The organism is Synechococcus sp. MU1648 (genome assembly GCF_023630615.1).
GTDB lineage: Bacteria > Cyanobacteriota > Cyanobacteriia > PCC-6307 > Cyanobiaceae > Parasynechococcus.
On sequence record NZ_JAKUHI010000004.1, the window covers coordinates 80,341 to 92,208 of the forward strand.

11 protein-coding genes are annotated in these 11,868 nt (G+C 62.1%); 6 read left to right on the forward strand and 5 right to left on the reverse strand.

Annotated features, from left to right (window positions below; genetic code table 11):
* The first annotated feature begins 29 nt into the window (after positions 1 to 29).
* The 6 genes from NCN06_RS06435 (at position 30) to NCN06_RS06460 (ending at position 6,986) form a co-directional block, all read left to right on the forward strand.
* Positions 30 to 1,493, forward strand: a complete 1,464-nt coding sequence (locus tag NCN06_RS06435) for a phosphoglucomutase/phosphomannomutase family protein (RefSeq protein ID WP_226398366.1) — start codon at positions 30 to 32, stop codon at positions 1,491 to 1,493.
* The gene (gene rdgB / locus NCN06_RS06440; protein ID WP_226398365.1) at positions 1,490 to 2,071 is read left to right on the forward strand and encodes an RdgB/HAM1 family non-canonical purine NTP pyrophosphatase; all 582 of its coding nucleotides are present in this window, start codon (positions 1,490 to 1,492) and stop codon (positions 2,069 to 2,071) included. The genes NCN06_RS06435 and rdgB overlap by 4 nt, the downstream gene beginning before the upstream one ends.
* A 69-nt stretch (positions 2,072 to 2,140) precedes the next feature.
* Positions 2,141 to 3,178, forward strand: a complete 1,038-nt coding sequence (locus NCN06_RS06445) for a class I SAM-dependent methyltransferase (RefSeq protein WP_250398749.1) — start codon at positions 2,141 to 2,143, stop codon at positions 3,176 to 3,178.
* Positions 3,178 to 4,233, forward strand: coding sequence for a Glu/Leu/Phe/Val dehydrogenase dimerization domain-containing protein (locus NCN06_RS06450; RefSeq protein WP_226398364.1), 1,056 nt, complete (start codon positions 3,178 to 3,180; stop codon positions 4,231 to 4,233). The genes NCN06_RS06445 and NCN06_RS06450 overlap by 1 nt, the downstream gene beginning before the upstream one ends.
* Positions 4,230 to 5,420 carry an FAD-dependent oxidoreductase gene (locus tag NCN06_RS06455; RefSeq protein ID WP_250398750.1) on the forward strand — a complete coding sequence of 397 codons (1,191 nt, stop codon included), beginning with the start codon at positions 4,230 to 4,232 and terminating at the stop codon, positions 5,418 to 5,420. Before NCN06_RS06450 ends, NCN06_RS06455 begins: the two co-directional genes overlap by 4 nt.
* Positions 5,421 to 5,438: 18 nt before the next feature.
* A complete protein-coding gene (locus NCN06_RS06460) occupies positions 5,439 to 6,986 on the forward strand; it encodes a BCCT family transporter (RefSeq protein ID WP_226398362.1) in 1,548 nt (515 codons plus the stop codon).
* A 12-nt stretch (positions 6,987 to 6,998) separates the two neighbouring features.
* Here the strand turns inward: NCN06_RS06460 and NCN06_RS06465 are convergent, their stop codons facing one another.
* The 5 genes from NCN06_RS06465 to fabI form a co-directional block, all read right to left on the reverse strand.
* Complete coding sequence (locus NCN06_RS06465) at positions 6,999 to 7,532, reverse strand: hypothetical protein (RefSeq protein ID WP_250398751.1); 534 nt, start codon at positions 7,530 to 7,532, stop codon at positions 6,999 to 7,001.
* A 564-nt stretch (positions 7,533 to 8,096) separates the two neighbouring features.
* Positions 8,097 to 8,771 (reverse strand): SIMPL domain-containing protein, encoded by a 675-nt coding sequence (locus tag NCN06_RS06470; RefSeq protein WP_250398752.1) that lies wholly within the window; start codon positions 8,769 to 8,771, stop codon positions 8,097 to 8,099.
* Positions 8,772 to 8,834: 63 nt separating this feature from the next.
* Positions 8,835 to 10,304, reverse strand: coding sequence for a carotenoid oxygenase family protein (locus NCN06_RS06475; RefSeq protein ID WP_250398753.1), 1,470 nt, complete (start codon positions 10,302 to 10,304; stop codon positions 8,835 to 8,837).
* Between the two features lie 60 nt (positions 10,305 to 10,364).
* On the reverse strand, positions 10,365 to 10,973 hold the full coding sequence (gene hisB, locus NCN06_RS06480) for an imidazoleglycerol-phosphate dehydratase HisB (protein ID WP_226398358.1): 609 nt from the start codon (positions 10,971 to 10,973) through the stop codon (positions 10,365 to 10,367).
* A gap of 29 nt (positions 10,974 to 11,002) precedes the next feature.
* On the reverse strand, positions 11,003 to 11,785 hold the full coding sequence (fabI, locus tag NCN06_RS06485; RefSeq protein ID WP_226398418.1) for an enoyl-ACP reductase FabI: 783 nt from the start codon (positions 11,783 to 11,785) through the stop codon (positions 11,003 to 11,005).
* Between the last annotated feature and the right edge of the window lie 83 nt (positions 11,786 to 11,868).

The window sequence follows — 11,868 nt, forward strand, 5'->3', positions numbered from 1 at the left end:
GCTAGATCCACTGAAGTGCAGGCTGTGCCATGGCATCGGCTCCCCTCCCCCTAAGCCCAGCTCCAATCAAGTTCGGCACCGATGGCTGGCGCGGAATCATCGGTGTCGACATCACAGTGGAGCGCTTATTGCCCGTTGCCGCTGCCGCGGCCCAGGAGCTCGCGCATCGCGCCCCAGAAGGCCACAACAGCCGAACGGTGGTCATCGGTTATGACCGGCGCTTTCTGGCTCCCGAACTGGCGGAAGCCATCGCCGCCGCCGTGCGGGGTTGTGAACTCGAGCCCCTACTAACTGACACCGCTGTCCCCACACCGGCCTGCAGCTGGGCCGTGGTGGAGCGCAAAGCCCTTGGAGCGCTGGTCATCACCGCCAGCCACAACCCGCCGGAATGGCTGGGGCTGAAGATCAAAGGCCCCTTCGGCGGGTCAGTCGAGGGCGACTTCACCGCCGCAGTCGAACGACGACTGGCCGCCGGCGGCATCACAGCACCGATCAAAGCGGAGGTCCCCCGTTTTGATGGTCGGGGCGAGCATCTCGAAGGTCTCCGCCGCAAGCTCGACCTCACCGCACTGCTGCGGGGCCTCAAGACCATCAACCTGAAGGTGATCGTGGATCCGATGCACGGCTCAGCCGCCGGGTGTGTAACGGAGCTGCTCGGGCCTGAGGCCCATGGGGTGGTGGAGGAAATCCGCAGCGATCGCAATCCTTTATTTGGTGGTCATCCGCCGGAACCCCTTGCGGCCTATCTCGAAGAGCTGATCACAGCGGTGAAGACCTCAACCGCCGCCGGGAGCCCTGCCGTGGGATTGGTCTTCGACGGCGATGGGGACCGCATTGCCGCTGTGGATGAAACAGGTCGGTTCTGCAGCACCCAGCTGCTGATGCCCCTGCTGATCGATCACCTGGCCCGCGCCCGGCAGCTGCCAGGAGCAGTGGTCAAGACCGTGAGCGGATCTGATCTGATGCGGCTGGTGGCGGAAGCGCAGGGACGCGATGTTCTTGAGCTCGCTGTGGGCTTCAAGTACATCGCCGCGGAGATGCTGGCGGGGGACGTGCTGATCGGCGGCGAGGAGTCTGGTGGAGTTGGCTTCGGCATGCACCTGCCCGAGCGGGACGCGCTGTTCGCAGCAATGCTGGTGCTGGAAGCCCTTGTTGAAGGAAAGCAACCCCTGGGAGCTCGACTGGATGCTCTCCAGGCGCAGCATGGAGGCAGTAGCCACTACGACCGCTTCGACCTGCGACTTGCTGACATGGAGGCACGCCGACGGCTCGAGATGCTGCTTGCCCAGAGCACACCTTCGACCATCGCAGGGGCAAAGGTGCTGGAGGTGATCACCACAGACGGGATCAAACTGAGAATGGGTCCCAGCCACTGGCTGATGCTGCGCTTTTCCGGAACCGAACCTCTACTGCGGCTCTACTGCGAAGGGCCCGATGCCGATCGGGTGAATGCTGTGCTGGCCTGGGGCAGGCAGTTCGCGGAGGCCGCATGAAGGCACTGGTCATCGCCAGCGGCAACGCCGGAAAGATTCGTGAATTCCAGGGTCTGCTGCAGGCCCTCCCCGTCACAGTGCAGCCCCAGCCTGAGGGTTTGGAGGTGGAGGAGACAGGCACCACGTTTGCCGCCAATGCCCGTCTCAAAGCCCAAGCGGTTGCAGCTACTACAGGGGAATGGGCGTTGGCCGACGATTCAGGCCTAAGCGTGGACGCCCTGGATGGCGCCCCGGGTGTTCACTCCGCCCGCTACGCCCCCACCGATCCGGAACGCATCGCGCGGCTGTTGAAGGCGCTGAACGGCTCAGAGCAACGCCAAGCCCATTTCTGCGCTGCGCTCTGCATTGCAGCCCCCGATGGATCCGTTCTGCTTGAGGTGGAAGGCCGTTGCGACGGTTTGATCACGGCGTCACCCCGTGGGGAGCAAGGCTTTGGCTACGACCCGATCTTCGAAGTTGCTGGAACGGGCCGCACCTTTGCCGAGATGCCCCTGGCTGAGAAAAAACAGCATGGCCATCGCGGCAGAGCCTTCAGCCTCCTGGAACCCCAACTGCGTCATTTGCTCCAAGCAACGTGAAGCAGACGCGTTAATTCGTAGTCAGTTCAGCCATGGTCTGTACGGTGAGGCCTGCCGTTGACGAGGTCCATGGCCATCGCCATGACCACGGGTTACAGCGCGCAGACCGAAGGCGCTCTTCTGTGCATTGAAGCCGCCTCGGACTGGGCCTTGACTTGTGTGAATCAACTGGCTGTCGCAGACAGCCATGTCCTGATCGATTACGGAGCTGCCGATGGCGGCACTGCTGTAGGGCTCTGGAATCAGGTGCTGGATCGCCTGCATGCCAACCAGCCGAATGCTCATCTGACGCTGATCGGTAACGACTTACCGAGCAACGACAACCTCGCTCTGGCAGAAAACCTGGCCCTGCAGATTCCCCGGGATCCAAAACCAACAGTGCTGGTGAGTGCCCGCAGCTTCTACGAGCCCTCCGTGGCCCCGGACAGCGTGAGCTTCGGCTTCTCCGCAACCGCCATGCACTGGCTGAGCGCTTCGCCCGGACCACTCGATAGCCACACCCATGTGCTGGCCTCCGGTGATGCCGATGCCCTTCAGCGTTTCACCGCCCAGGCGATGAAGGACTGGAACTACATCCTCGAACTGCGGAGTCGCGAGCTGAAGGTGGGCGGGAGACTTCTGACCGTGAACCTCTCACGCGATAACGAAGGACGTTATCTCGGTCATAACGGCGGCGAAACCCGCAATGTGCACGACCAATTGCACCAGATCTGGCGCGGCATGGCCGAGGAAGGTCTGATCAGCGCAGAGCAATACAAAAAAGGCACCGTTCTGAATTTCTACAAGTCCCCCGAGGAGTTCATGGCTCCGCTGAAGGACGAGAACAGCGCCGCCTACCGCAACGGACTGCGCCTCGTGGACGAGCGCACGGTCTATGTGAAGTGCCCGTACCGACGCCGCTGGAACGAGAACGGTGACACGGCCGCTTTCGCCGCCGGCCTGATGGCGACGATCCGCAGCTGGAGCCGCCACAGCTTCGCCAGTGCTGCCGGGGAGGCCGCTGCAGACACGGTGTACGAGCGTCTGCAACAGCGCATCGCCGAAACCCCCAGCGAATGGAGTCTCGATTACGTCGAACACCACCAGATGATGGAGAAGGTGGCCTGATGAGCAGCAGCAAGAAAGCATCGCCGACTGTGTCGGTGCTGGCGGAACACGTCTCCGACCACCTCTCGGTGTTCGTGGTGGCGGAAGACACTGATGCCAAGCGCCCCGCCAACGGGGGCCTGCGCCTGCTGAATTACCCGAGCGATGAGGCCTGCATCGCTGACGGACAGCGGCTGGCGGGGTTGATGACCCACAAGCACGATCTCTACGGCACCGGTTTTGCTGGAGGCAAGATCGTCGCCCGGGCAGCGGAGCCCGATGCGGTCAAGGATGAACTGATCAGCGTCACCGCCGAGCTGCTGGAGTCGCTCGATGGCGCCATGATCACTGGCTGCGATCTCAACACCAGCCTGGAGGACATGGAGCGTCTGACGGCGCTCACACCGCATGTGCTGGCGGCGGTCGGCAGCCCAGTAGACGCCAGTGCCGCCACCGCCCATGGCACCCTCGGCGCCGTGGAGGCAGTGCTGGAGAAGGACCTCAAAGATGCCATTCCCGGCCGGGCCCTCGTGCACGGCTGCGGTGCCGTCGGCGGAACGGTGGCCCGTCATCTCGTCGATCACGGCTGGACGGTGTTCACCGTGGATCTGGATCGCGAGAGAGCCAGTTTTCCCGGCGCGACGCCTCTGCCCGAGAGCTGTGCCTGGTGGGAACTGGACCTCGACCTGGTGCTGCCCTGTTCCATCTCCGGGTTGATCAACGCCGAAATGGCAACGGCCTTGAAGACCCCCGCCGTGGTTCCTGCAGCCAATGCCCCCTTCCAGCAACCGCAGCTAGCAGACGACCTGCGGCGCCGCGGTGTGCGGGTACTGCCAGACCCTCTTGTGAATGCTGGCGCCGTGATCGCCGATTCGATCGAGCGGTTCTCCCCCGATGCCTGGAAGGACGCAGGCGCCACGGACGTCTATGCCTTCGTACGCGATGAGGTGCGCCGGCGGGCAAGCGACTATCTCAATCAGCGCGAACAGGGTTTGTCGGTTGGTGCCGCCCTCGAGGAAGTGGCGGCGACACCCTCCACCGATCCCATCGGCCTGAGCTTTGGAGATAGCGAATGAGCACGCCCTCCTCACTGCCCAGCCGCGCAGCGGTCGTGATCGTCGGCGGCGGCATGGCGGGCCTGAGCTGCGCTGCATCCCTTGCCCGCCGCGGCGTGCGCGATGTGGTGCTGCTGGAAGCCAAGACCCTGGCCCACGCCAAGGCCAGCAGCTACGGCGAAACCCGGATGTTCCGGGAGATGTATTCCGATCCGGTGCTCTGCCGTCTGGCCCAGGAGGCCAATCGCCTTTGGCGGGAAGAGGAAACTCACGCCGGCGAGCAGCTGAGAGAGACCCACGGCCTGCTCTTCTACGGCGAAAGCTGGGATGAGGAAACGATCGAGGGATCGATCCCCGGGGCCCGCCAGGTCATGGACGATCAGGGAATCCCCTACGAGGCCCTCAATGCCGAACAGATCGCTGCCCGTTTCCCGCTGAAGCCGAAGGCCGGTTTCACTGGCCTGTTCGAACCCACCGCCGGTGCCGTACGCAGCGACAAAGTTCTCTCCCACTGGATCAATACCGCCCGTAACGCCGGCCATCAGCTGATCGAGCACTGCCCCGTGGCCGGACTCGATCCAGATGGTGGAGGCGTCACCCTGCAGAGCGGCGAGCACATCGCCGCAAGCCAACTGGTGGTGGCCTGCGGGATCTGGAGCCAACTGTTGCTGGCCCCCCTCGGCTTGGCACCGAAACTGGAGGTGTGGCCGATGCTTTGGGCTCACTACACCGTCAACCCAGCACTCGCTGATCGCTACCCCCAGTGGTTCTGCTTCCAGCAAGAACGAAGCGACGATGGTGGCCTGTACTACGGCTTCCCCGTGTTGAGCCAAACGGCGGATGGCAGGCCCCGGATCAAGGCCGGCATCGACTGGGCCCCACGAGAACTGCGGGTCGCCGCACCCAACGCCATGGTCACCGAGCCACCAGCCCGACTGGTGGAGCTGCTCGACACCTTCCTGTTCAACGAATTGGAGGGAGTTCAGGAACGAGTCGAGACCGTGATCAGCCCGTACTCCATGGCCAGCGATGTGAACTTCGTGCTGGATCGGCTCACCCCGAAGCTGAGTCTGTTCGCAGGGGGCTCCGGCCAGGCCTTCAAGTTCGCTCCTCTGATCGGTGATTCTCTGGCACGCCTCGCCAGTGGTGAACAACCTGCAGTGGATCTCTCCTGCTGGAGCCACCAACGCGACGCCGTCCGCGCCTGATCTTTCACCCCTCATCCGATGTCTGACAACCCCGCGAACCAGCGCTCCTGGTGGCAACAGCCCCCGCTCTGGGTCGGCGCCATCCCGCTGCTGATTTTTCTGTTGGTCTCGGCCATCGACCTGGCTCTGGCCAAGCATTTCACTGAAACCGGCAAAGCCGTAATCAGTGATGCCCTGGGGGCGGTCTGGCAATGGATGGTGGTGCTGCTGTTTCTGATCGCCCTGATCCTTGCCATCAGCCCTATCGGCAAACTCCGGCTTGGCGGAGCGGATGCCAAGCCGAGCTTCAAATTCTTCGATTGGTGTGCGGTGCTGATCTGCACCCTGCTGGCAGGAGGGGGTGTGTTCTGGTCCGCTGCCGAACCGCTGTATCACTTCCAAACACCATCACCGGTTTTTGCAGGGGTCGAAGGCAGCACAGCAGCCGCGGTGGATCCCGCCCTGGCGGTGAGTTTTCTGCACTGGGGGTTCCTGGCCTGGGCTCTTGTGGCCACCACCACCACGATCACCTTCTCGATCCTGGAACGACGCGGTGAACCCCTGCGTCCCCGCACCCTGCTGGTGAACATCGTTCCGCGCAGCTGGGTGGATGGCCCGATCGGTCACCTAGCGGACGGCTTGTCTGTGGTGGCAGCGATCGCCGGCACCGTTGGTCCCCTGGGATTCCTATCCCTGCAGCTCAGCAACGCTGCAGGGCAATTGCCCTGGCTCACCGACAGTGCAGGCTTGCAATCCCTGGTGGTGGTGCTGCTGACCGCTGTGTTCGCGACATCCACAGTCAGCGGCATTCAAAAGGGCATCAAGTGGCTGTCGGAGCTCAACGTTTGGCTCACTCTGGCCATGGCGGCAGGCCTTGTGCTCTTAGGCCCTGGCTTCTGGCTGATCCAGCACTTTTTCAGCGGCTTTTTCACTTATCTGGTCCATCTGCCGCAGATGGCTCTTGCACCCAACGCAGCGCCTTCGAACTGGGTGAACGGCTGGACTGTCTTCTACTGGGGTTGGTTCCTTGGCTATGCGCCGCTAATGGGGCTCTTCACCGCCGGCGTCAGCCGCGGCCGCAGCATCCGTGAGCTGGTACTGGCCGTGGCGATCCTCTGCCCGATCGTGACCAACGTCTGGTTCACCCTGCTTGGGGGCACCGGATTACATCTCGAGTTGGCCGGGGGTGGCATCAGTGAAGCCCTGGCCCAGAACGGTGCCGCAGCAGCACTACTGACCATCCTCAGCCAGTTGCCCCTTGCCGGAGTGCTGATCCCCATCGGTCTATTGCTGGTGGTGCTGTTCATGTGCACCAGCGCCGACTCGATGAGTTACGCCGCAGCCATGGTGGTGAGCGGCCGCAATGAGCCGCCAGCTCTGCTGCGGCTGTTCTGGGCCTTGATGATTGGCAGCCTGACCTTGGTGTTGCTGCGCATCGGCACAGGCCTAGGGGACAGCACCTCCATCGATGCCTTGCAGGCCTTCATCGTGATCACCGCGGTGCCAGTCACCCCCCTGGTGCTGGCCACCCTATGGAGCGCGCCACGGCTGGCTTGGAAAGAGGCCAAGCGCGAAGGCCTTAGCTGATCTAAGCCACCCTCACACAGCGGCGTCGTAAAGAGAGAAGAAACGACGCCGCAAGCGCCAGGGGAAACGCAGCTCTCGCAGCACGCGAACCATCAGACCTCGCATCTCCTTCCGCTCCACCTCGGCCTCAGGCCCCGAATAAACCTGTTGCCCCGCAGGCCGCACTGGGAAGAGGCTGTCCCAACTGACACCCCAGTGTTGCTGCGCAAAAGCCTCATTAGAGCTGGCATAAAAGGCCGACACCCTGTCATGAAGCGGTTGATCGAAACCGTCAAACTTCTCCCGATCCCAGCCAAGTTCGATCGCGAGGTCACGGATGACCTTGCCCTTCCGCTTCAGCACTTCCGGATCGAAACCCGTCTCCACCATCAAGCGGCGACACAGAGCCGACATCCAGATACCCCGGGCGCCAGGCTGGATGTTCTGCTTCGAGGAACGGCCCGCCAACCAGCCCTGTTCACCCGATGGAGCATCCAGACCCAGAGCATCAACCAAGGCCAGAAACGGATCGGTGATCGCCACCTGCTTGGACAAAGGAAGAAACAACGTCGCAATCGAGGGGAAGCGACTCAGCACACGAAATTTGGATGGATAAGAAATATCCCACGAGCCAGAATCATGCATAATGTAATTACAATATCGCTCAAAATCAGGCGTCTCTCGAAACCGTCGAACTCGATGTGCGTAGACTGAATTCAACCAAGACTGCTGATCTCTAACAAAGTAACTGACTCCTAATTTAAACCCCTGACGCTCAACCAGAGCCTGCAATCTGCCCAAGGCAGTTCGACTAAGGATCCGATCATCCAAAGAGGAGCTACTAAGCAAAACCCTGTGAAGTGAAGAAGGCAGGGTGGCCAGCGCTTCCTCAACAGGCGCATAGTTCTTTTGTGCGATGGCGTTGGCCAGACGATTGTCATCACCGTCCATCAACACACCCTGGGCTGCGAGATGGTCCCGGTTTTGTCGAAGTCGCTCGGTGACGTAACTACTGGCTGCCTTATGGGGACCGGCATGGATCCACAGCATCCGCTCATCACGATTGATTTGCGGACGCGTGAATTCAATCGACACCAGATTCCCAGCCTGAGAGCTCAAGGTATCAGCTGGCTATGTGAGGCAGTAGAGCAGCTCCATCCGCACCGTTGCCGTTGGTTCCGGGGCTTCACCTGGATCGAAACCAGCGCGCATGGCCTCTGACAGCTGAACCCGCCGGGGCCCATGCATCGCGTTACTGCGATTGATCCTGAGCAGTCGCGCCCGGGTGGCTCCGATCGCCGCCGCGGTGTGATCGGCTTCGGCCATGCCACGCCGCAGTGCCGCAGCCGTCAACCGTTGCTGAAGCGCTGTCTCGGCCTTGTCATTGGCGACGGACTTCATCCCCTGCATCCGCACGCCGGGCTGTCCGCCCACTGTCTGGATGAGCTGGTTGTACATCTGCCGCTTCACCTCACCGGAAACACCGGTGTTGGCAACAAAGGATTGTTTGGCCCCATTGCTTCCAGAACGTGGATATGTGGACGGAGATGGAACGATCAGGCGTCCCTGAATGAACGGTTTCAGCAAGTGACGCAACCGGGCCAAGCGTTGATTCAGCTGCGTCAACGCAGCCTGCCCGGTGGATCCTTCACCGGACACAGCCAATGAGAAGCGAAAACTGGCTACCGCGGTCTTGCCCTCTTCAACAACAGACAACTGCAACAACGTCCCCGCACAGGACGGAGCAGCCGCCATCACAGGCACCCGCGGAGACAGCAGAAGCAAGCCTGTGGTTGCAACAGACAAGGCGCCCCAACCGATGCTCAATGTTTGACGCGGGTTCCGCACAACCGAAGCAACTACTAGCTGTCAGCTTGCCGGGGCCCAGCTGCCGTGCAAGCCATGGGGAACAGCCAAGGGCAGCTCCAGCACCGCCACTTCAGCAAGATCACTGGCGTTGAGGATGACCAGATCAGATGCGGCACGGGCTCCGTTCCAGACCAAGTCCAGAACCCAGCCGTCGTCCTCGGACTCCGCACCGGGTCGGCGCACCATCAGCGGCTCACTCACGAAGCCACGCGGTGCCGCACTCCAGGTGTGGGTGGCACCGGAATCGAGGTCAAGCTTCTGGATCGCCTGCAGCGGATCATTGCCCGTCTCCCGCTCGGCCACTGCCATCCAGGCATAGCGAGCGCTGAGACCCTGACGCTCGGGATTGACCATGGCGAACTCGCAGGTGCGCTCACTGATCCGCTCGGTCTGCACCGATTCCCTGCTGAGATCCAGGCGACAACGGTGCAAGATTCCTTCCGGCACCGTGTCGAAATCCACCTGAGCGAAGTCGTCATCGGGACCGATGGACGGGAAATCGTCGTAGACGATGCTCTCCACCACGAGATGATCACCGTCTTCAAACGCATTCAGATGATGGAAGACGAAGCCGTCGGGGGCTTCGAGGATGCGCGGCTTCTGACCGGCAAAACGACCGGAATCTCGCGGTATCAGCCAGAAACGCCCTTTCCCACCGGGTTGGGACGCCAGGCACTGAGCCGCACCCTTTTCGCCGGTTACGAAAGGAAGGGGATTGAAGGCGATGGCGTTCTGCAGGAACACCGCCCAGTTGGGGGTGATGGCGAAATCGTGGAGGAAGGCGAAACCGGGAAAGCTGTCGGAGCGGTCATGCAGCAACGCACCGGCCTGGGGGCCATCGGTGGCGAACTCCATCAAGCGAATGGTGCTGCGAGGGCCGGTCTTCACCCCAAAAGTGACCATGCAGGGACGGCCGTTATGGCCGGGATCGAAGCGGGGGTGCGCACTGAAGGCTTCACCCTTTTTCAGCACACCATCGAGCCGCGAAAGACCGCGAGTCTCCAGGGTGCGGGGATCCAGCGCATGGGGCTCGGCAGCCTCCCATAGAGCGAGCAGCTGATCGCCGAGGCGCACCACATTGGTGTTGGCGATGTTCTTCAGGCGCAGATCAAACGCATTGGCCAAACGACCACCGGGCTTCTGGCTACCGAAGACCCCCCGGTAAAGCACCTTGCCAGCCTTCTCCTCCGCCAGCCAGCCCTCGGTGCGGACATAGCGGTTGCTGAGCTGGACGCTGCCGTTCTCAAACCGCATCGCCGCAATCATGCCGTCGCCATCGAAGGGGTGATGGACGCGGTGTCCATCGCGCTCCAGACGCCCGGGGCCATTGCGGTAGAAGGTGCCCTGAAGCTCCGCCGGAACGCTTCCACGCACCGGCGTTAAGGCCACATCGGTGAGCTCCTCCTCCACATTGACGAAGGCGCTGGACCAGTCGCTGCGGTCGTAGCTGCGGGCGGGGGCGACGGTCACGGGCGAACGATCAACGTGCTCCCATCCTCTCGTAACGGACTGTGAAGCGCGGCGCCGCTATCAGTTGGCGCCGGCCTGCTCCAGAACCCCTTTGCTGCTGGGGATAGCACCGGCCCGGCGTGGATCCACCTCGGTGGCCATGCGCAGTGCCCGGGCAAAGGCCTTGAAACAGGCTTCCACGATGTGGTGTGAATTGACGCCATCCAGCTGACGGATGTGCAGGGTGAGGCCACTGTTGTTGACCACCGCCACGAAGAACTCCTTGACCAGCTCGGTGTCGTAGCTGCCGATCTTCTGGCTGGGAATCGTCAGGCTGTAGCTGAGATGCGGGCGACCGGAACAATCCAGTGCCACCTGCACCAGGGCCTCATCCAGCGGTGCCACAAAGTGCCCGAAGCGATGGATACCACGGCGGTCTCCCAGGGCCTGAGCCAAAGCTTGCCCCACGGCAATCCCCACGTCCTCATTGGTGTGGTGATCGTCGATATGGGTGTCTCCCACCGCATTGATCTCCAGGTCGATCAGTCCGTGGCTGCTGATCTGGTGAAGCATGTGATCGAGGAATGCCACTCCGGTATTGGCCTGGCACTGGCCGGAGCCATCCAGATCCAGACGCACCTTCACATCGGTTTCACCGGTGACCCGATGAATGTCTCCCTGGCGTGTCATCACTCCACCTCCTCTGTTCACATCGTGCCTTACATCCCCGTGACGCAGTAGCCCGCATCCACATAAATGGTCTGACCGGAAATGCCGCTGGCCAGATCGCTGAGCAGGAAGGCTGCGGTGCCGCCCACCTCCATCTGGGTGACCGTGCGACGCAAGGGAGCCTTCTCCTCCACGTTGTGGATCATCTCGAGGATGCCGCCAATGGCGGAGCTGGCCAGGGTGCGGATCGGACCAGCACTAATGGCATTCACGCGCACCTGCTTCTCGGGACCCAGCTCAGCGGCGAGGTAGCGAACAGACGCTTCCAGCGCGGCCTTCGCCACACCCATGACGTTGTAGTTCGGGATAGCCCGCTCAGCGCCGAGATACGACAGGGTGATCACGCCGGCCTTCTCGCTGAACAGCGGCTTGGCATGAGCACAGAGAGGAGCCAGGGAATAGGCGCTGATATCGAGGGAACGAGCAAAGCCTTCAGCGGTGGTGGCGCTGTAGTCGCCGATCAGCTCTTCCTTGCCTGCAAAAGCCAGGCAGTGCACCAGGCCGTCGAGAACCCCCCATTTTTCCTTGATCTCCCCGAACACCTCGGCCATCTGGTCGGCGTCCTGCACGTTCAGGGGCAAAAACAGGCTGGGCTCGAGGGGTGCGGTGAGTTCGCGCACCTTGGACTCAAAGCGGCCCTTTTCATCCGGCAGATAAGTGATGCCCAGCTCAGCGCCGGCCGCCTTCAACTGCTGAGCAATGCCCCAGGCGATGGAACGGTTATTGGCGATGCCGGTAACGAGAATCTTCTTGCCGGTGAGATCAAGCAGCATCAGGACAGACCGGAACGGGTTGAATTCGCGCGATTCTCCCCCATCCCCCGCCAAGATCACCGCTCCTTTGCTGACGAAGGCCG

Bases quoted from the DNA above. Each gene is read 5' to 3' on its own strand.
- NCN06_RS06450 (WP_226398364.1), top strand. From the start codon at position 3,178: ATGAGCAGCAGCAAGAAAGCATCGCCGACTGTGTCGGTGCTGGCGGAA.
- fabI (WP_226398418.1), bottom strand. From the start codon at position 11,785: ATGCTGCTTGATCTCACCGGCAAGAAGATTCTCGTTACCGGCATCGCC.
- NCN06_RS06435 (WP_226398366.1), top strand. From the start codon at position 30: ATGGCATCGGCTCCCCTCCCCCTAAGCCCAGCTCCAATCAAGTTCGGC.
- hisB (WP_226398358.1), bottom strand. From the start codon at position 10,973: ATGACACGCCAGGGAGACATTCATCGGGTCACCGGTGAAACCGATGTG.
- NCN06_RS06460 (WP_226398362.1), top strand. From the start codon at position 5,439: ATGTCTGACAACCCCGCGAACCAGCGCTCCTGGTGGCAACAGCCCCCG.
- rdgB (WP_226398365.1), top strand. From the start codon at position 1,490: ATGAAGGCACTGGTCATCGCCAGCGGCAACGCCGGAAAGATTCGTGAA.
- NCN06_RS06455 (WP_250398750.1), top strand. From the start codon at position 4,230: ATGAGCACGCCCTCCTCACTGCCCAGCCGCGCAGCGGTCGTGATCGTC.
- NCN06_RS06445 (WP_250398749.1), top strand. From the start codon at position 2,141: ATGGCCATCGCCATGACCACGGGTTACAGCGCGCAGACCGAAGGCGCT.